Annotated in this window: 16 protein-coding genes; 14 read left to right on the forward strand and 2 right to left on the reverse strand. The window is 71.8% G+C overall.

Annotated elements, in window-relative coordinates; genetic code table 11:
- From DEJ11_RS02530 to DEJ11_RS02595, 14 genes are all read left to right on the forward strand, one after another.
- A complete protein-coding gene (locus DEJ11_RS02530) occupies nucleotides 1-2169 on the forward strand; it encodes an ATP-dependent Clp protease ATP-binding subunit (protein WP_111104110.1) in 2169 nt (722 codons plus the stop codon).
- A 74-nt stretch (nucleotides 2170-2243) separates the two neighbouring features.
- Entirely contained in the window at nucleotides 2244-2798 is a 555-nt protein-coding gene (locus tag DEJ11_RS02535) for a DUF2231 domain-containing protein (protein WP_111104112.1), read from the forward strand.
- A 45-nt stretch (nucleotides 2799-2843) separates the two neighbouring features.
- Nucleotides 2844-3497 (forward strand): response regulator transcription factor, encoded by a 654-nt coding sequence (locus DEJ11_RS02540; RefSeq protein WP_111029730.1) that lies wholly within the window; start codon nucleotides 2844-2846, stop codon nucleotides 3495-3497.
- Nucleotides 3494-4702, forward strand: coding sequence for a sensor histidine kinase (locus DEJ11_RS02545; RefSeq protein WP_111104114.1), 1209 nt, complete (start codon nucleotides 3494-3496; stop codon nucleotides 4700-4702). The genes DEJ11_RS02540 and DEJ11_RS02545 overlap by 4 nt, the downstream gene beginning before the upstream one ends.
- A complete protein-coding gene (locus DEJ11_RS02550) occupies nucleotides 4699-5229 on the forward strand; it encodes a hypothetical protein (RefSeq protein WP_111104116.1) in 531 nt (176 codons plus the stop codon). The genes DEJ11_RS02545 and DEJ11_RS02550 overlap by 4 nt, the downstream gene beginning before the upstream one ends.
- Nucleotides 5226-6344 carry a peptidoglycan-binding protein gene (locus DEJ11_RS02555; RefSeq protein WP_111104117.1) on the forward strand — a complete coding sequence of 373 codons (1119 nt, stop codon included), beginning with the start codon at nucleotides 5226-5228 and terminating at the stop codon, nucleotides 6342-6344. The genes DEJ11_RS02550 and DEJ11_RS02555 overlap by 4 nt, the downstream gene beginning before the upstream one ends.
- 8 nt (nucleotides 6345-6352) lie before the next feature.
- Nucleotides 6353-7090: an ABC transporter ATP-binding protein gene (locus tag DEJ11_RS02560; RefSeq protein WP_258375461.1), complete on the forward strand. Its 738-nt coding sequence runs from the start codon at nucleotides 6353-6355 to the stop codon at nucleotides 7088-7090.
- Complete coding sequence (locus DEJ11_RS02565) at nucleotides 7087-8274, forward strand: ABC transporter permease (RefSeq protein ID WP_181438917.1); 1188 nt, start codon at nucleotides 7087-7089, stop codon at nucleotides 8272-8274. Before DEJ11_RS02560 ends, DEJ11_RS02565 begins: the two co-directional genes overlap by 4 nt.
- Nucleotides 8275-8561: 287 nt before the next feature.
- A complete protein-coding gene (locus tag DEJ11_RS02570; RefSeq protein ID WP_220038334.1) occupies nucleotides 8562-9887 on the forward strand; it encodes a sugar ABC transporter substrate-binding protein in 1326 nt (441 codons plus the stop codon).
- A gap of 3 nt (nucleotides 9888-9890) precedes the next feature.
- Nucleotides 9891-10916, forward strand: a complete 1026-nt coding sequence (locus DEJ11_RS02575) for a carbohydrate ABC transporter permease (protein WP_111104120.1) — start codon at nucleotides 9891-9893, stop codon at nucleotides 10914-10916.
- Nucleotides 10913-11800 (forward strand): carbohydrate ABC transporter permease, encoded by an 888-nt coding sequence (locus tag DEJ11_RS02580; RefSeq protein WP_241660478.1) that lies wholly within the window; start codon nucleotides 10913-10915, stop codon nucleotides 11798-11800. Before DEJ11_RS02575 ends, DEJ11_RS02580 begins: the two co-directional genes overlap by 4 nt.
- Before the next feature lie 112 nt (nucleotides 11801-11912).
- Complete coding sequence (locus tag DEJ11_RS02585; protein WP_071404329.1) at nucleotides 11913-12701, forward strand: DeoR/GlpR family DNA-binding transcription regulator; 789 nt, start codon at nucleotides 11913-11915, stop codon at nucleotides 12699-12701.
- Nucleotides 12698-13693: a 1-phosphofructokinase family hexose kinase gene (locus tag DEJ11_RS02590; RefSeq protein WP_071404330.1), complete on the forward strand. Its 996-nt coding sequence runs from the start codon at nucleotides 12698-12700 to the stop codon at nucleotides 13691-13693. The genes DEJ11_RS02585 and DEJ11_RS02590 overlap by 4 nt, the downstream gene beginning before the upstream one ends.
- Nucleotides 13694-13772: 79 nt before the next feature.
- Nucleotides 13773-15860: a PTS fructose transporter subunit IIABC gene (locus tag DEJ11_RS02595; protein WP_111053861.1), complete on the forward strand. Its 2088-nt coding sequence runs from the start codon at nucleotides 13773-13775 to the stop codon at nucleotides 15858-15860.
- 96 nt (nucleotides 15861-15956) lie between these two features.
- Here DEJ11_RS02595 and DEJ11_RS02600 read toward each other — a convergent pair whose 3' ends face one another.
- Together DEJ11_RS02600 and DEJ11_RS02605 are read right to left on the reverse strand one after the other, a co-directional pair.
- Nucleotides 15957-16991, reverse strand: coding sequence for a UDP-N-acetylglucosamine 4,6-dehydratase family protein (locus DEJ11_RS02600; RefSeq protein ID WP_110864239.1), 1035 nt, complete (start codon nucleotides 16989-16991; stop codon nucleotides 15957-15959).
- A 61-nt stretch (nucleotides 16992-17052) separates the two neighbouring features.
- Entirely contained in the window at nucleotides 17053-18750 is a 1698-nt protein-coding gene (locus DEJ11_RS02605) for a beta-N-acetylhexosaminidase (RefSeq protein ID WP_111104122.1), read from the reverse strand.
- Between the last annotated feature and the right edge of the window lie 17 nt (nucleotides 18751-18767).

Here is an 18767-nt window from a genome sequence, read left to right on the forward strand (position 1 = left end):
ATGGCGAACCTCCAGGGCGCTCCTGACTCGCAAGAACGACAGAAGACCGCCCTCGAGCAGTACGGCATCGACCTCACGGCGATCGCCCGCAGCGGCAAGCTCGACCCCGTGATCGGCCGCGACTCCGAGATCCGGCGCGTCTCCCAGGTGCTGACGCGCCGCACCAAGAACAACCCCGTGCTCATCGGCGAGCCCGGCGTCGGCAAGACCGCCGTCGTCGAGGGGCTCGCGCAGCGCATCGTCGCCGGCGACGTCGCCGACTCCCTCAAGGACAAGCGGCTCATCTCGCTCGACATCTCCGCCCTCATCGCCGGCGCCAAGTACCGCGGCGAGTTCGAGGAGCGGCTCAAGGCCGTGCTCAAGGAGATCAACGACTCCGACGGGCAGGTCATCACGTTCATCGACGAGCTGCACACCCTGATGGGTGCCGGCGGCGGCGAGGGCTCCGTCGCGGCGTCGAACATGCTCAAGCCGATGCTCGCCCGCGGGGAGCTCCGGCTCATCGGCGCGACGACCCTCGACGAGTACCGCGAGTACATCGAGAAGGACGCCGCGCTCGAACGACGCTTCCAGCAGGTCTACGTGGGTGAGCCCAGCGTCGAGGACGCCGTGGCGATCCTCCGCGGGCTCAAGGAGCGCTACGAGGCGCACCACAAGGTGACGATCAACGACTCCGCACTGGTCGCGGCCGCGAGCCTGTCGAACCGGTACATCTCCGGCCGGCAGCTGCCCGACAAGGCCATCGACCTGATCGACGAGGCCGCGAGCCGACTCCGCATGGAGATCGACTCCAGCCCGGTCGAGATCGACGAGCTGAAGCGGAACGTCGACCGTCTGCGTGTCGAGGAGTTCGCGCTCAAGCAGGAGAAGGACGACGCCTCGAAGGCCCGGCTCGAGACCCTGCGCAACGAGCTGCGGACCCGCGAGGAACGGCTGGCCGAGCTCGAGCAGCGCTGGCAGGCCGAGCGCGCGAGCCTGAACCGGATCGGTGAGCTCAAGCAGCAGCTCGACGACCTGAACATGCGGTCGCAGCGAGCCCAGCGCGAGGCCGACTACGAACTCGTCTCCCGCCTGGAGTACGGCGAGAAGCCCCGAATCGAGGCCGAGCTCGCCGCCGCCGAACAGGCCGAGAGCGCCGACCGGATGGTGAACGACAGCGTCACCGACGAGGACATCGCCGCCGTCATCGCGCAGTGGACGGGCATCCCGCTCGGCCGGCTGCTGCAGGGCGAGACCGAGAAGCTCCTGCACCTGGAGAGCGAGCTCGGCCGCCGGATCATCGGGCAGCGCACCGCCGTGACCACCGTGTCCGACGCCGTCCGTCGCACCCGCGCCGGCATCTCCGACCCGGACCGCCCGACCGGTTCGTTCCTGTTCCTCGGCCCGACGGGTGTCGGCAAGACCGAGCTGGCCAAGGCGCTCGCCGAGTTCCTGTTCGACGACGAGAAGGCCCTCGTCCGCATCGACATGAGCGAGTACGGCGAGAAGCACTCCGTGGCCCGCCTGATCGGTGCCCCGCCCGGGTACGTCGGGTACGAGGCCGGTGGACAGCTCACCGAGGCGGTCCGCCGCCGTCCGTACTCGGTGATCCTGCTCGACGAGATCGAGAAGGCCCACCCCGAGGTGTTCGACGTGCTGCTGCAGGTGCTCGACGACGGGCGACTGACCGACGGCCAGGGGCGCACCGTCGACTTCCGGAACACGATCCTCGTGCTGACGTCGAACCTGGGGTCGCAGTTCATGACGGACCTGTCCCTGAGCGACGCGCAGCGGGAAGAGGCGGTCCGTGAACTCGTGCAGCAGGCGTTCCGGCCGGAGTTCATCAACCGGCTCGACGACATCGTGGTGTTCCAGGCCCTGACGGCCGACGACCTCGGGCAGATCGTGTCGCTCTACGTCGACCGGCTGGCTCGTCGCCTGACCGACCGCCGACTCGAGCTCGCCGTCACCCCGGAGGCGCGCGGCTGGCTCGCGGAGCGCGGGTACGACCCGCTGTACGGCGCGCGGCCCCTGCGTCGCCTGATGCAGCGGCAGATCGACGACCGGTTGGCACGCGCCATCCTGTCGGGTGACGTCCGTGACGGCGACACCGTCCGGGTGGACGTCGCCGCGGACGGCGACGGCCTGACCGTCGAGCCCTTCGAGCTGGCCGAGATCGTCGAGGAGTAGCCCACCACGACGGACAGGAGGCCCGTCACCGGTTCCTGGGACCGGTGGCGGGCCGGTCGTCTACCGTCCACGGCATGCCTGAGATCCGCGCGATCCGTCGCCTCACCGACGCCGTCGAGCACGCGAGCGTGCTCGACAAGGTCGTCGACATCGACCGTGCCGTCGTGAACGCCCTCGCCAAGCCGAAGGCGCTGCGCCAGCTGCTGCACGGTGTGCCGTTCGGCCACCCGATCCACCCGCTCATGGTGCAGGTGCCGCTCGGTGCCTGGATCTCCGCCGCGGTGCTCGACCTGGTCGGCGGGAAGGGCAACGCGAAGGCCGCCAAGACCCTGGTCGGCGTCGGGGTGGTCTCGGCGAGCAGCGCCTCGGTCGCCGGCTACGTCGACTGGTCCGAGCTGAACCGCGAGCAGCTCCGGACCGGATGGGTGCACCAGGCCGTGAACTGGACCGGCCTGTCGCTGTACGGCCTGTCGTGGCTGCAGCGGAAGCGCGGCAACCACGGTGCCGGCAAGCTGCTCGGCTTCGCGGGTCTCGCCGTCGTCAGTGTCGGCGGGTACCTCGGCGGACACCTGTCCTACCGGCAGCGTGCCGGCGTCAGTGACCACGGTGAGGTGCCGTTCGACGCCTGATCCGCTTCCCAGGTCCGGCAAAGGTACGTCACGTGTAATGTATCGATGCGCGTACTCGTGGTGGACGACGAACGGGCCCTCGCCGACCTGGTCGCGACGGGCCTGACCCGGCAGGACATGGCGGTGGATGTCGCCTACCGCGGCGACGACGCCGACGAGCTGCTGGCGGTGCACGACTACGACGTCGTCGTGCTGGACCGTGACGTCCCCGGGCTGCACGGCGACGAGGTCGCACGGCGGCTCACCGCGCGCGGCGCGCTCACACGGATCCTCCTGCTCACCGCCGCGACGACGTTGAGCGACCGTGTGCACGGGCTCGAGCTCGGTGCCGACGACTACCTGACCAAGCCGTTCGAGTACCCGGAACTCGTCGCCCGGGTCCGCGCGCTCGGTCGGCGGAGCGTCGCACCCGTCGCCCCGGTGCTCGAGCGTGCGGGGTTCGTCGTCGACACGAACCGGCGGATGGCCACGCGCGACGGGCGGCCGCTCGACCTGACCTCGAAGGAACTCGGGGTGCTCGAGACCCTCCTCCGCGCGGACGGCAGGATCGTCTCCGCCGAGCACCTGCTCGAGAAGGTCTGGGACGTGAACACCGACCCGTTCACCGCCGCGGTCCGCGTGACGATGTCGAAGCTCCGCCGGAAGCTCGGGGACCCGGACCCGATCCGCACGGTGCCCGGCCAGGGCTACGCGCTGTGAGCCGGTGGGGCCGGGGCTGGAGCATCCGGACCCGGACGGCCCTGACGTTCGCGCTCGCGGCCATGGCCCTGGCGACCGGGGTCGTCGTCTTCACGAACACCATGTCGTTGGCCGGTGTCGGTGCCGGCCTCGACACCGCGGCCGTGCAGCGCCCGCCGTCCGGATCGCAGGGCGCCACGACCGCTCCGGCGCCGATCGAGGTCGACGGAACCGACGACGACGGTGCGGTGGCGGTGATCCGGCTCGTGGCCGTGCAGCAGTGGCAGTGGTCCGCGATCGGGATCGCGGGTGCCGGGCTCGCGGCCGGGGGCATCGGTTGGCTCGTCAGCCGCCGGGTCCTCCGGCCCATCGACCGGATCACCGCGACCACGAACCGCATCTCGGCGTCGAACCTGCACGAGCGCATCGCGCTGGACGGTCCCGACGACGAGCTCCGGCGGCTCTCGCGCACCGTCGACGACCTGCTGGCCCGCCTGGAGACCGCGTTCGAGAGCCAGCGCCGGTTCGTCGCCCAGGCGTCCCACGAACTCCGGACGCCCCTGGCGGTGCAGCGCGCGGCGGTGCAGATCGGCCTGCACGACGACGCCGACCCCGCGGCGGTCCGAGCGGTCCGGGCGGAGCTGCTGGAGCAGAACCGCCGCACCGAGCGGTTGGTCGAGTCGTTGCTCGTGCTCGCCGAGGCCGATCGTGGCCTGGCGGGCGCGACGCGCGCCGTCGACCTCGACGAGGTGACCGCCGAGGTCGTCGCGGGAGCGGCCCGGGACGCGGCCGAGGCGGGGGTGACGCTGACCCACGAGCGCCGCACCGGGCCTCCCGGCCTGGTCGTCCCGGGGGAGCCGACGCTGCTGCGGCAGCTGCTCGGCAACCTGGTCGGCAACGCCGTCGAGTACAACGAACCCGGCGGCACCGTCCTGGTGACCACGGAGCCGGACGGGTTCGTCGTCGAGAACGGTGGGCCGGTGGTCGCGGCGGACGAGGCGGAGCTGCTCGTCGAACCGTTCCGCCGCGGCGGGACGGACGACGCACGCGGCCAGCACAGCGGTCTCGGGCTGTCGATCGTGGCCGCGATCGTGCACGCGCACGGGTGGCAGCTGTCGATCACCGCACGGCCGATCGGCGGGCTGCTCGTGCGGGTCCGTGTTTCGTCGGTGCAACCCGACGTGCACGCGGGGCGAAACAGCCGTTCCGGTGTGCTGGAGGCATGAACCACACCACGAAGACGACCACCCGGCGCACCCGGTCCCTGATGAGCGCGGCCGCGGCCGTCGTCCTGCTGCCCCTGTTCCTGGTCGGCTGCTCGGACGCGTCACCGGACGCGTCACCGGACGCCGGCGGGACTGCGGCGTCCGGCGGTGCGGCACCCGGCGTCGCCCTCGCCGAGTGCATGCGCGACCGCGGCTACGACATGCCCGACCCCGGCACGGGTGGCGGGTCGATGCAGCTCAGCGCACCCGACGGCGTCGATCCCGAGCAGTACCTTGAGGACCTCAAGGGCTGCCTCGACGACTCCGCAGCGGCCGGCGACGCGCAGGCCGCGCAACCGATGCCGGGCAGCGAGGAGATCGCGAGGAAGACGGCGGAGTGCCTGCGGGAGCAGGGGTTCCCGGACTTCCCGGACGACCAGGAGGCGCAGAACCGGTTCCAGCCCGACGACCAAGAGGCGTTCGACGAGGCCGCCCACACCTGCACCGACGCGGCCTTCGAGGCCGTCCAGGGCGGAGCCGGGTCGTGACCCACCGTCGCGTCCGTCGCCGGGTGATCGTGTCGGTGTGCCTCGTCGCGGCGGTGGCCGCGGGGGCCGGGACGTGGGCCCTCGCCACGGTGCCGAGCGGTCCGGGAGCCTCGGCCAGCAGCGGGTCGCGCGGCGGGACCGCGTCGACCGGAGCCACCGCCACGGTCACCCGCGGCGACCTGACCGACTCGAAGGTGTTCGCCGGGACGCTCGGGTACGGCGCGGCGACGGGGGTCCCCGGTGCCGCCGCCGGCACGATCACCTGGCTGCCCCGTGCGGGTGACGTCATCGAACGCGACGGGGCCCTGTACGCCGTCGACGAGCGGGACGTCCGTGCGATGTACGGCACCGTGCCGCTCTGGCGGGACCTTCAGCGTGGGCTGCAGGGCGCCGACGTGCGGCAGCTCAACGAGAACCTGGCCGCGCTCGGGTACGACGTGTCCGTGGACGACCGGTTCGGTCCACGGACCGCGCGAGCCGTCCGGCAGTGGCAGCAGGACCGCGGACATGAGATGACGGGGGTGCTGACGGCGGACGACGTCGCGTTCGTGGACGGCGCGGTCCGGGTCGCCTCGGTCGACGGTCGGCTCGGCGAACGGATCGCCGGCGGAGCGGGCGCAGGGGCGGGGGCCGGTGGCGCTGGTGCCGGCGCGGGTGCGGCGGCCGCCGTGCTGCAGGTCACGAGCACCCGGCGCGTCGTCACGGCGACCGTTCCCCAGCGCGACGCGGAGCGGCTCGCGGTCGGCACCGACGTCGAGGTCCGGGTGAACGGTGCCGGGGCGGCGATGCCCGGTTCGGTCGTCGACGTGCAGCCGACGACGAGCGAGGACGGCGGCACGGCCGTCGACGTCTCGGTGTCGTTCAACCCGGGGAAGCGCACGTTGCCCGCGGCAGCGTCCGCGCAGGTCGACGCGAAGGGCACCACCGAGCGCGACGTCCTGTCCGTGCCGGTCGCCGCACTCGTCGCGGGCGCCGGCGGCCGGTACGCCGTCGACGTCGTGCAGGGGGACGGCACGACGGAGCGGGTCCGGGTCGAGCCCGGCTTCAGCGCGGACGGACGGATCGCGGTCACGGGTGACCTGGCCGCCGGCGACCGCGTGGTGGTGCCCGGATGAACGCCGCCGTGCTGCCATCCGCCGCCGTGCGGCCCACTGCCGCCGTGCTGCCGCCGGACTCCGTCCTGTCACTCCGGGACGTCACGAAGACCTACGGCGACGTCGGGGCCCTGCGCGGGGTGTCGCTCGAGGTCACCGCCGGCGAACTCGTCGCGGTCGTCGGCCCGTCGGGCTCGGGCAAGTCGACGATGCTCAACGTCGTCGGGACCCTCGACCGTCCCACGTCCGGCACGGTGACGATCGCCGGCAACGACGTCGCGACGATGTCCGACGACGCCCTGTCCGGACTCCGTGCTGACCACATCGGGTTCGTCTTCCAGCACTTCCACCTGCAGGCCGGCGCGACCGCCACCGAGAACGTCGCCGACGGCCTGCTCTACCAGGGCGTGCCCCGGCGCGAGCGGCACCGACTGGCGGTCGAGGCCTTGGGACGAGTGGGCCTGGCGCACCGGGTGGACCACCGACCGCACCAGCTCTCCGGCGGGGAGCGCCAACGCGTCGCCATCGCGCGGGCCGTCGTCGGCGACCCGACGATCCTGCTCGCCGACGAACCGACGGGTGCGCTCGACACGGCGTCCGGTGCCGCGGTGGTCGAGCTCCTGCGCGAGCTCAACGCGGCGGGCACGACGGTCGTGGTCATCACGCACGACCTCGACCTGGCGGCGTCGCTGCCCCGGCAGGTCCGGATGCGCGACGGCATGATCGAGCCCGAGGTCGCGCCGGTCGTCGACGAGGTCGCCCGATGAGCCGGCGTCGGTCCGTGGGCGCGGTCGACCTGCTCCGCCTCGGCGTCTTCGGGCTGCGGACCCGGCCCGGACGTGTCGTGCTGTCGGCGCTCGGCATCGCGATCGGCATCGCGGCGATGCTCGCGGTCGTCGGGATCTCGTCGTCGAGCAAGGCGAAGGTCGACCAGGTGCTCGACACCCTCGGCACGAACGTGCTCACCCTCACCCAGGCGCAGGGCCTCGGCGAACCGGTCCCGTTGCCGTCCACCGCACTCGAGTCGGTGCTGCGGCAGGACGACGTCGAGTCGGCCGCCGCCGTCGGCACCGTGCCGGACACCGGCGTGTACCGGAACGACCGCGTGCCGGCTCCTGAGACGAAGGGCCTCGGGGTGCTCGCCGCGTGGGGCGACGTGCCACGGGTCCTCGGCGGGCAGCTCGCAGCCGGGCGGTGGATCGACGACGCCGCCGGGGCGCCGCCGCAGGTCGTGCTGGGCGCACGGGCGGCCGCGGTCCTCGGCATGGAGGACCTGCATCCGGACAGCCGGGTCTGGATCGGCGGGCGGTGGGTGCAGGTGGTCGGGGTGCTCGACCCCGTCGCGCTCGCCGAGGACCTCGACTCGCGGGTGTTCGTGCCCCGCGGGTTCGCCGGGCAGCTGGGCTTCGACGGGGCCCCGACCGCGGTCTACACGCGCGTCGACCCGGCGCACGTCGAACGGTCGCGGGACCTGCTCGCCGGTGCTGTCCGACCCGGGGCACCGCAGGACGTCGGCGTGACACGGCCGTCGGACGCGCTGGCCGCGAAGGACGCCACGGACGACTCCTTCACCGGGCTGCTGGTCGGCATCGGCGGGGTGGCCCTGCTCGTCGGGGGCATCGGGGTGGCGAACACGATGGTGATCACCGTCCTGGAACGCCGCGCCGAGGTCGGCGTCCGCCGTGCGCTGGGGGCCCGTCGTCGGAGCATCCGCGACCAGTTCCTGGTCGAGTCCTTGCTGCTGTCGTTCCTGGGCGGCTTGGCCGGCGTCGTGCTCGGCGTCGCGGTGACGGTCGTCTTCGCCGTCACGCAGGGCTGGCCGGTCGCACTGCCGGTGTGGGCCGTCGTCGGGGGACTCGGCGCCACGGTCGTGATCGGCGGGGTCTCCGGGCTCTACCCGGCGGCACGCGCGGCGCGGATCCCGCCGACGTCCGCCCTGGCGGCCGTCTGACGCGTGCGGTGGGCGCGCGCACGGGAGGCCCGGTGCCGGTCCGGCGGACCGGCACCGGGCCTCCAGGCGGTCGCTTCCCCACGCCGGACGCGAGTCGCAGATCATGCCTGGTCATGACCACCTGGTCAAGCATCTGCGTCGATCTGTTCGACATCCGTGATGCCCCGGAAACACGCGGATCGAAAGCGGTCACAGGGACCGATCCAACGGTTGACAAGGGGCCGTGCAGGGTCTTCTATTGCGAATACGCAACGTCCTTTCATAAAGGTCGGACCAAGGGAGTCATCGTGACACGAACGCGTTTCGCCGCACTCGGTGCGCTCGCCCTCGCAGGCGCGCTCGCCCTCACCGGGTGCTCCGCCGGGAGCAACGCCGCTTCCGACGGCGGCACGAAGTCCATCGGCACACCCGATGGCACGGGCAAGACCATCACCGTCTGGATGATGAACGGCGACCTGAGCGACAAGGTGCTCGACGCCGCCGGCAAGCAGTTCACCGCCGACACCGGGGCGAAGGTGAAGATCCAGACCCAGCAGTGGGACGGGATCACCACCAAGCTCACCACGGCGCTCGCGCAGAGCGACGCCCCCGACGTCGTCGACCTCGGCAACACGCAGGTGCCGGTCTACGCGGCAGCCGGCGGGTTGACCGACCTGACGCCGTACCGCGACGAGCTCAAGGACGGCCAGACCTGGCTCACCGGGCTCGAGGGCCCCGCCACCGTCGACGGCAAGCTCTACGGGGCGCCGCTGTTCGCCGGCAACCGCGCCGTGGTCTACGACAAGAAGGTCTGGAAGGACGCCGGTGTGACCGACGTGCCGACCACCTACGACGAGCTCACGGCCGACCTCGACAAGGTCAAGGCCGCCAACCCGGCCAGTGACTTCTCCGCCTTCTACATGCCCGGGCAGTACTGGTACGGCGGGCTGCAGTGGGTCTGGGACGCCGGCGGCGAGATCGCCACGGACAAGGGCGGCAAGTGGACCGGCACGCTCGACTCCGCGGACGCGGTGAAGGGGCTGACCGCCTGGAAGGACTTCCAGAACGCGTACTCGGCGAAGTCCACGCAGGACATCAACACCGACAAGCCATCGCAGAGCGACGTCTTCGCGCAGGGCAACACCTCAGCGTTCCTCGGGTCCGCCTGGGAGATCGGCTCGATCACCACGGCGAAGCCGGAGCTCGCCGACCGCATCGGCACGTTCCCGATGCCGTCGTCCACGGCGGGGAAGACGCAGCCGGTGTTCCTCGGCGGCTCCGACCTGGGGATCCCGGCCAAGGCGAAGAACCAGGAGCTCGCGCTCTACTACCTGAAGATCCTGACCTCGAAGGAGTTCCAGCAGGACCAGGTGTTCGGGGTCGACGGCTGGGAGCCGAACTCCACCGAGCTGCTCGACGCGGTCGCCGGCGACGTCGACGAGCTGCACAAGCCGTACTTCGAGGCGGCCGGCACGAGCCGACCGACCCCGGCCACCCCGGGCTGGGCCACCATCGAGGGCGACGCCTCGTTCCAGTCGATGTTCGCCGACGTCGCCACCGGTCGGAAGTCGCCGGAGCAGGCCGCCGAGGGCTTCTCGAAGCACCTCACGACCGCGCTGAACGCGCAGCCGTAGGCGATGACGTCCACTGCGGAGCCGGTGACCGACGCGGAGCAGCCCGCGCCGGTCACCGGCGGGCAGGCCGGCGGACCGGTTCAGGGTCCGTCGCGGGGTTCCCGTCGAGGCGGGCGGGGCACGGGTCGTCGGTCGCCGGTCGGGTCGCGGGCGCCGCTCGTCCTGCTGGCCCCGGCGGCGCTGCTGCTCCTGGCCCTCGTCGTCTACCCGCTCGTCCGGCTCGTCGTCATCTCGTTCCAGGACTACGGGCTGCGGGCGATCTTCACCGGGCAGGCCGGGTTCACCGGGCTGACGAACTACACGGACGTCCTGACCGACGCGTCGTTCTGGCCGGTCATCCTGCGCACCGTGCTCGTGACGGGCGCGATGGTCCTCGGCACGATCGTCATCGGCATGGGGGTGGCGCAGCTGCTCACCCGTCTCGGGGTCGCGATGCGCACGGTCGTCAGCGTCGTGCTCGTGCTGGCCTGGGCGATGCCGAACGTGGCCTCGAGCCTGGTCTGGCAGTGGCTCTTCCAGCCGTTCTACGGCGTGCTCAACTGGCTCATCACGCAGCTGCGGGTGTTCGGCGACCACACGCAGGACAACTGGGCCTCGCATCCGGGGCAGGCGTACACGATCGTGCTGACGCTCGTCATCTGGCAGGCCGTGCCGTTCGTGGCGCTGACGCTGTACGCCGCGCAGTCCCAGATCGCGCCGGAGTACTACGAGGCCGGTGCGCTCGACGGGGCATCGGTGTGGACGATGTACCGCGCGATCACGCTGCCGGCACTCGCGCCGTCGCTGCTGCTCGTGTCGATCCTGTCGGTGATCTGGGACTTCAACGTCTTCAACCAGATCTGGCTGCTCACCCGCGGCGGACCGGAGGAGGCCACGCTGACCCTCGGCATCTGGACCTTCGTGCAGTCGTTCGTGTCCAACGCCTACGGGCAGGGTGCGGCGATCGCCGTGATCTCGACCCTGATCCTCGGGGTGCTCACCAGCTACTACATCCGCCGGCTCGTCCGCAGCGGTGAGGAGGACCTGTGACCGTCTCGAGAACGGCGCCGCGTGCGGGCAGCGCATCCGCGCCGGGCCCCGTGCGGGTGCGCAAACGCAAGCCGCGCATCGTCGCGAACACCATCGCCGTGGTGTTCTGCCTGGTCTGGGTGTTCCCGATCTACTGGATGGTGAACACGGCCTTCAAGCCCGCCGACGAGGTCACCACGATGACCCCGATCTGGGCGCCGCTGCACCCGACGCTCGACAACTTCACACGGGCGCTCACGCAGGAGGGCTTCCTGGTCTACCTGCGGAACTCCACCATCGTCGTGGTGGCGGCCGTGCTGCTGTCGATCGTCGTCGGGTTCCTGGCGTCGGCGGCACTGTCGCGGTTCCGGTTCCGGGGTCGGCGGGCGATCCTGGTCGCGATCCTGTTCGTGCAGATGATCCCCTCGGGCGCACTGCTCATCCCGCTGTTCCTGTCGTTCCAGACCCTGGGGCTGCTGAACAGCTACGTCGGGCTGATCCTGGCGTACGTGGCGAGCGTGCTGCCGTTCTCGATCTGGGTGATGCGCGGCTTCTTCGTGGCCGTACCCGTCGAGATCGAAGAGGCCGCGAAGGTGGACGGCGCCGGCACCTTCCGGATCCTGTGGAGCGTGCTGTTCCCACTCGTCATGCCCGGGGTCATCGCCACGAGCGTGTTCGCGTTCATCGCGGCGTGGAACGACTACCTGATCGCGTACGTGATGCTCAAGGACCAGGGGATGTACACGCTGCCGGTCTGGCTCGCCGGGTTCTCGACGAACAAGGGCACGGACTTCGGTGGGCTGATGGCGGCGAGCGTGCTGTTCTCGATCCCGGTCGTGGTGTTCTTCCTCATCGTGCAGCGCCGGCTGGTCAGCGGGATGACGGCGGGTGCCGTGAAGGGGTAGCGCTCGCACGACCGGCACCTGTGGACGTGTTGGTTGCGTGACGGAACGGTTGCGTTCTTGTGGGTTTCAGACGTACAGTGCTCGAAACCCAACGGAACGAAGGAGTTCGGGCATGTACGCAACCGAGCGGCACACCGCCATCGCCGCCGAGCTGCAGTCCGCCGGTCGCGTGTCGGTCGCCGGTCTGGCCGAGCACTTCGACGTCACCACCGAGACCGTTCGCCGTGACCTCGACGCCCTCGAGTCCGCCGGGGTCCTGCGCCGGGTGCACGGGGGAGCGGTCCCCGTCGGCCGTTCGAGCGTCGTCGAACTCAGCGTCGCCGAGCGCGAGGGGCAGCACGGCACCGCGAAGTCCGCCATCGCCCGCGCCGCGATGCGCCTGGTGCCGCCGACCTTCACCGGCTCGATCGCCCTCGACGCCGGCACCACCTGCGCCGCCGTCGCCTCCGAGCTCGCCCGCTGGGAGCCCGAGGTCGCCGGCTCGACCATCACCGTCATCACGAACTCGGTGCCGATCGCCGCGACCCTGCAGCACAGCGAGCACCTCGAACTGCACCTGCTCGGCGGCCGCGTCCGTGGCGTCACGAGCGCCGCCGTCGGCACGGCCACCGTCGAGCAGATCGGCGCGCTCCGGCCCGACGTGGCGTTCATCGGCACGAACGGCCTGTCCGCCGGCTTCGGTCTGAGCACCCCGGACGAGTACGAGGCCGCCGTGAAGGGCGCCTACGTGCTCGCCGCCCGACGGGCCGTGGTGCTCGCCGATGCCGCCAAGCACGGCGTGGAGGCCCTGATGCGGTTCGCGCGCCTGGACGAGATCGACACGCTCGTCACCGATGAGCAGCCCCCGGCCGACCTCGCCGGCGCGCTCGCCGACGCCGACGTCGAGGTGGTCGTCGCGTGAACGCCCGCATCGTCACGGTCACCCCGAACCCGTCCCTCGACCGCACGATCGAGCTCGCTGGCGAACTGCAGCGCGGCGCCGTCCAGCGCGCGACCCGGTCCACCGCGGAACCCGGCGGCAAGGGCGTCAACGTCTCCCGCGTGGTCGTCGCGAGCGGTGGGGACACCGTCGCCGTCCTGCCCGGCGACGAGCTCGACCCGGTCCTGCTCGGCCTGGCCACCCGCGGCATCCCGACCGCCGCGCTGCCGATCGGGGCGCCCCTCCGCTCGAACGTCACCGTGACCGAGCCGACCGGCACCACGACGAAGCTCAACGAACCCGGCCCCTCGCTCGCCGGCCGCCTCGACGATCTCGCTGCCCTGGTCGCCGACACCGCCGCTGCGACCGCGACCGGCCCCGCCGCACGCTGGGTCGTGGTCGCCGGGTCGCTGCCGCCCGGTCTGCCCGACGACGCGCTCGCCGTGCTCGTCCGGGCCGTCCGTGCCCGCCACGGTGCCGACGTCCGGATCGCCGTCGACTCGTCCGGGGTGCCGTTCACCGCGCTGCTGCAGTCGGGCGAACGGATCGACCTGGTGAAGCCGAACGCCGAGGAACTCGCCGAGGTCGTCGGCGGCGACCCCGAGGAGTACGAGCGCGACCTCGACGCCGCGGTGGCCGGAGCCCAGCGGCTGCGGCGGAAGAACGTCGGCACCGTGCTACTCACCCTGGGCAGCGCCGGCGCCGTGCTGGTCTCCGACGAAGGGGCGTTCGCCGCCGCTGCACCGAAGATCGTCGCCCGGTCGACGGTCGGCGCGGGGGACTCCTCCCTCGCCGGCTACCTGCTCGCCGAGGTCGCCGGAGCCGCACCCGAGCAGCGTCTCGCACAGGCCGTCGCCACCGGTGCCGCGGCCGCAGCCCTGCCCGGCAGCGACGTGCCGGCACTCGACCACACCGACCCGACGGCGGTCTCCGTCCGGGTGCTCCACACGCACCCGGCCCCCGAACCCGCCTGATCCCCTCCCCACCCCGCCCGACCACCCCACGAACACCTGCACCACCGCGCGATCAGCGCCATTGCGAAGGAGCAAGCACATGTCCGCAGACTCGAGTCCGCGCCTCATCAGCGCACAGCTCGTCGGCCTCGACGAGGACCTCGGCGCCACGTCGACCGACGTCATCCGGGTGCTCGCCGACCGCGTCGCCGCGACCGGCCGCGCCGCCGACGGTGCGACGCTCGCCGACGACGCCATCAAGCGCGAGGCGAGCGTCGGAACGGGCGTCCCCGGTGGCATCGCCATCCCGCACGCCCGGTCGGCGTCGGTGTCCGAGCCGACGCTGGCGTTCTCGCGCCTGGCCCGGAAGGTGCCGTTCGGCGCCCCGGACGGCGACGCCGACATCGTCTTCATGATCGCCGTGCCCGAGGGGGCGGACAAGGACCACCTGACGGTCCTCTCGACCCTGGCCCGTGCGCTCATCCGCGAGGACTTCACCGCCGCGCTCCGTGCCGCGACCACCCCCGACGAGATCGTCCGGTTGGTCGACAACGAGGTGAGCGGCGAAGTGGCCGAGGCCGGCGTCGGGAAGGCGAGTGGTGCCTCCGAACCGGCCACCGCGCCGGAGGCGGGCCGCAAGGTCTTCGTCGGTGTCACCGCCTGCCCGACCGGCATCGCGCACACCTACATGGCGGCCGACGCCCTCGTCGCCGCAGCTCAGCGTGCCGGTGCCGAGATGCACATCGAGACGCAGGGGTCCTCGCAGGTCGAACCCCTCGATCCGGCCCTCATCGCCCGCGCCGACGCCGTCGTGTTCGCGGTCGACGTCGACGTCCGCGATCGCGGTCGGTTCGCCGGCAAGCCGCTCGTGTCCGGACCCGTCAAGCGCGGTGTCGACGAGCCCGACAAGATGATCGCCGAGGCCATCCGCGCCTCGGAGGACCCGCACGCCGCACGCGTGCAGGGTGGTGCCGCCGTCGAGGGCGAGTCCACCGCCAAGAACGAGCACTTCGGCCAGTCGCTCAAGCGCTGGCTCCTCACCGGCGTCAGCTACATGATCCCGTTCGTGGCCGGCGGCGGGCTGCTCATCGCGCTCGGCTTCCTGCTCTCCGGGTACGGCATCGCGCTGAACCACGGCGACTCGGGCATGAGCAACGCCGCCTACACGCTGACGAACTCGACGCTGCTGAACCTGCCGCCGGAGGGCCTCGGCTACTACCTCGGCGCCGCCGCGTTCCAGATCGGACAGGTGTCGCTCGGGTTCCTGGTCGCAGCACTCGCCGGGTACATCGCCTACGCCATCGCCGACCGTCCGGGCATCGCACCGGGCTTCGTGGCCGGGTCGATCGCCGTGTTCATGAACGCCGGGTTCCTCGGTGGTCTGGTCGGTGGCCTCATCGCCGGTGCCGCCGCGTACTGGATCGGGCGCATCCCGACCTGGCGGTGGCTGCGTGGTCTGATGCCGGTCGTGATCATCCCGCTGTTCGCGTCGATCATCGCCTCGGGCCTCATGCTCCTGGTGCTCGGTGGCCCGATCGCCTGGGTCATGACCGAGCTCACCGCCTGGCTCAACTCCCTGTCGGGTGCCTCGGCCGTCCTGCTCGGGATCATCCTCGGCCTGATGATGGCGTTCGACCTCGGTGGTCCGGTGAACAAGGTGGCGTACGCGTTCGCCGTCGCCGGGCTCGGTGCCGGGACCGCCACGAACGTGGTGCCGTTCGAGATCATGGCCGCCGTCATGGCGGCCGGCATGGTGCCGCCGCTCGCACTCGCGCTCGCCTCGACCGTCCTCTACCGCAAGGGCTTCACGAAGCCGGAGCGTGAGAACGGCAAGGCCGCGTGGCTGCTCGGTGCGTCCTTCATCTCCGAGGGTGCGATCCCGTTCGCCGCAGCCGACCCGCTGCGCGTCATCCCGGCGTCGATGGTCGGTGCCGCGATCACGGGTGCGATCTCGATGGCTGCCGGCGTGACCTCGCGAGCGCCGCACGGCGGGATCTTCGTATTCTTCGCGATCGGTGACGTCCTGATGTTCGTCGTCGCGATCCTGGCGGGGACCGTGGTGTCCGCGCTGGTGCTCGTCGCCCTGAAGAAGTGGGTCCGTCGTCGCCCCGTCGACGAGGCCGCTGCGGCCGGTGAGGCTGCCGTGGCCGGCGAGACGGTGGGCCAGCGCGCACCGGTCGCCGCGTAGTCGACGCGACCCCGGGAACGACGGGAGGCCCGGTGCCAGCTGGCACCGGGCCTCCCGTCCGTCGTCCGGTCGCGTCGCGGGCCGGACGTGGGCCGGTCAGGCGGCCATCGCGAGTGCCGACGGGTCGACCTGGCCGGGGACGCACTCGTCGACGTCGCACGGAGCGATCGGCGCGACCGAGGTGTGGGTGATCTTGGGGTGTACCGGGCGGCGTTCGGTCTCGCCGCGTCCGATGAGGTCCTCGTGGAGCTTCTCGCCCGCCCGCAGGCCCGTGAACACGATGTCGGACGGGCTGCCGGTGGCCTGGAGCATGCGCCGTGCGATGTCGAGGATCCGGACCGGTGCACCCATGTCGAGCACGAGGACCTCGCCGGGGTGGGCGATCGCAGCCGACTGGATCACGAGGTGGCACGCTTCGGGGATGGACATGAAGTAGCGGGTGGCGTCGGGGTGGGTGACGGTGAGGGGCCGTCCGGCACGGATCAGCTCCGCGAAGAGCGGGAGCATCGAGCCGCGGCTGCCGAGGACGTTGCCGAACCGGACCGACACGTAGTCGTGGCCCGTGTCGGCGGCGGTCCAGGCGGTCAACCGCTCGGCGATGCGCTTGGTCGATCCGAGCACGCTCGTCGGGTTCGCGGCCTTGTCGGTCGAGATGTTCACGAGTGTCCCCACGCCCGCGGCAGCAGCGGCGCGGAGGACGTTCAGGGTGCCGAGGACGTTCGTCTTCCAGCCTTCGTCCGGGTACTGCTCGAGCATCGGCAGGTGCTTCAGCGCCGCGGCGTGGAAGACGACGTCGGGCCGGCGGGTCAGCATGATGTCGCGGATGGCGTCGGCGTCGCGGATGTCGGCGAGGACGACGTTCTTCGTGTCGAGGAGCCCGTGACCGTCCACGGAGACCTGCACCTGCTGCAGGGCGGTCTCGTCGCGGTCGAGCATGATGATCTCCGCCGGCTCGAACCGGACGAGCTGTCGGCAGAGTTCGCTGCCGATCGAGCCGCCGGCGCCCGTGATCAGCACCGACCGGCCCCGGACGAAGTCGACGGTGATCTCGAGCTCGGCCTCGGGCTGTCGATCCCCGATCAGTGCGTCGATGTCGAGCCCGTCGAGGCCGGGGATGCTGCGCTGTGGCATGGGGGTCTCCTCCGTGAAGTCCTCCCCAGTGTGAACCTCTCACATGTGAAATGTCAATTGGTCAGTCGGCGATGTTCGCCGTGACCGCGTCGATGTACGCCGCACGCTCCTCACGCGAGTGCGGGCGCCCCGGGACGCCCGGTCGCTGCTCCCACGGGAACGGCCCGGCCTCGTGCCGGTACTCGATGCCCATGGCCTCGAGCCGGGCGGTGTGCTCGGCCAGGCGTCCGCGGAACTCGGCGAGGTCGCGCGGCCCGGTGACGTCGGCCGACCACAGTGCCTCGGCGAGGGCGGCGACGCGGGGGAAGAGCTGGTAGTCGAGCCGACGGGCGGAGTCGACGTGCTCCGTCCACATGTTGCCCTGGCCGCCGATGACGTGGGCGCGCTCGTCGTCGGTGAGCCCCGACGGCACCGGGTCGAAGGCGAAGACGTCGTCGACGGTGAGCGCGATCGACACCGGGATCGGCTCGGTCGGCAGGTCGCTCTGGCGGTAGTCGAGGTACACCTGGTCGTCCGGCGACGAGATGACGTCGTGCCCGCGGCGGGCGGCGGTGCGTGCGCCGGTCAGCCCGCGCCAGGAGACCACGGTCGCCGAGGGGTCGAGCGTGCCGCCCTCGAGGATCTCATCCCAGCCGAACGCCCGCCGGCCGTGCGACTCGACGTGTGCGGCGAGCTGTCCGATGATCCAGGCCTGCAGCTGTTCCTCGTCCTGCAGCCCGAGCTCGCGGATGCGCTCCTGGGTGCGGGGGTCGGTCTCCCACTGCACCTTCGGGCACTCGTCGCCGCCGATGCCGATGTAGCCGGAGGGGAAGAGTGCGATGACCTCGTCCAGGACGTCCTTGAAGAAGTCGATCGTGGCGTCCTCGGCGTTCAGGACGTCGTCGGCGATGCCCCACTCCGTCCACACCTCGACCGGTTCGCCCGTGACGCCGAGCGACGGGTAGGCCGCCAGTGCCGCGCGGACGTGCCCGGGGGTCTCGATCTCGGGGACGACGGTGACGAACCGGTCGGCCGCGTACGCCACGATCTCGCGGACGTCGTCCTGCGTGTAGTACCCGCCGTGCGGGCGGCCGTCGGACCCGGCGACGACGAGTGTGCCGTCCGGCCCGGGGACGTGCGCGCCGACCTGGGACTCCCGACGCCAGGACCCGACCTCGGTCAGGCGCGGGTACTTCCGGATCTCGATGCGCCACCCCTGGTCCTCGGTGAGGTGGAAGTGCAGGCGGTTGATCCGGTGCGCGGCGAGCTGGTCGACCACCCGCATGACCTCGTGCTTCGTCCGGAAGTGCCGGGCGACGTCGAGCATCACGCCGCGCCAGGCGAAGGCGGGGGCGTCCTCGACGACCACGGCGGGGACGGACCACGGACCGGTCGCGACCCGGCCGCGGCGGTACACGTCCGGGGGCAGCAGCTGCAGCAGGGCCTGCACGCCGTAGAAGACCCCGGCGGGCGAACCGCCGACGACGTCGACGCCGTCCGGCGTCACCGTGAGGCGGAACGACTCCGCCCGGTCGCCCTCCGGCGTCGTCGGGCCCGCGGGCAGGGACGGGTCGTCGGCGACGCGCAGCGCGATCGTGCCGGTCCCCGGTGCCGTGTCGTCGAGGGCGTCCCGCACCGGCAGCCCGGTCGATCCCCGCAGGGTCTGCTGCAGGTACAGTCGGACGGACTCGCTCGCCGGGTCGGCGGCGATCCGGGTCGACGGGGTGATCGCGAAGGCCCCGACACCGGGAGCGGTGCGGCGCGGTCGTGGGACGAGCATGTCGGAGCCACCATTCC

The sequence above is a fragment of the Curtobacterium sp. MCLR17_058 genome (assembly GCF_003234705.2).
Lineage (GTDB): Bacteria > Actinomycetota > Actinomycetes > Actinomycetales > Microbacteriaceae > Curtobacterium > Curtobacterium flaccumfaciens.

What these genes read in the sequence shown, in the direction of transcription:
- DEJ11_RS02535 (WP_111104112.1), top strand. Translation starts at nt 2,244, where the DNA reads ATGCCTGAGATCCGCGCGATCCGTCGCCTCACCGACGCCGTCGAGCAC.
- DEJ11_RS02575 (WP_111104120.1), top strand. Translation starts at nt 9,891, where the DNA reads ATGACGTCCACTGCGGAGCCGGTGACCGACGCGGAGCAGCCCGCGCCG.
- DEJ11_RS02540 (WP_111029730.1), top strand. Translation starts at nt 2,844, where the DNA reads ATGCGCGTACTCGTGGTGGACGACGAACGGGCCCTCGCCGACCTGGTC.
- DEJ11_RS02600 (WP_110864239.1), bottom strand. Translation starts at nt 16,991, where the DNA reads ATGCCACAGCGCAGCATCCCCGGCCTCGACGGGCTCGACATCGACGCA.
- DEJ11_RS02595 (WP_111053861.1), top strand. Translation starts at nt 13,773, where the DNA reads ATGTCCGCAGACTCGAGTCCGCGCCTCATCAGCGCACAGCTCGTCGGC.
- DEJ11_RS02565 (WP_181438917.1), top strand. Translation starts at nt 7,087, where the DNA reads ATGAGCCGGCGTCGGTCCGTGGGCGCGGTCGACCTGCTCCGCCTCGGC.
- DEJ11_RS02530 (WP_111104110.1), top strand. Translation starts at nt 1, where the DNA reads ATGGCGAACCTCCAGGGCGCTCCTGACTCGCAAGAACGACAGAAGACC.
- DEJ11_RS02605 (WP_111104122.1), bottom strand. Translation starts at nt 18,750, where the DNA reads ATGCTCGTCCCACGACCGCGCCGCACCGCTCCCGGTGTCGGGGCCTTC.
- DEJ11_RS02550 (WP_111104116.1), top strand. Translation starts at nt 4,699, where the DNA reads ATGAACCACACCACGAAGACGACCACCCGGCGCACCCGGTCCCTGATG.
- DEJ11_RS02585 (WP_071404329.1), top strand. Translation starts at nt 11,913, where the DNA reads ATGTACGCAACCGAGCGGCACACCGCCATCGCCGCCGAGCTGCAGTCC.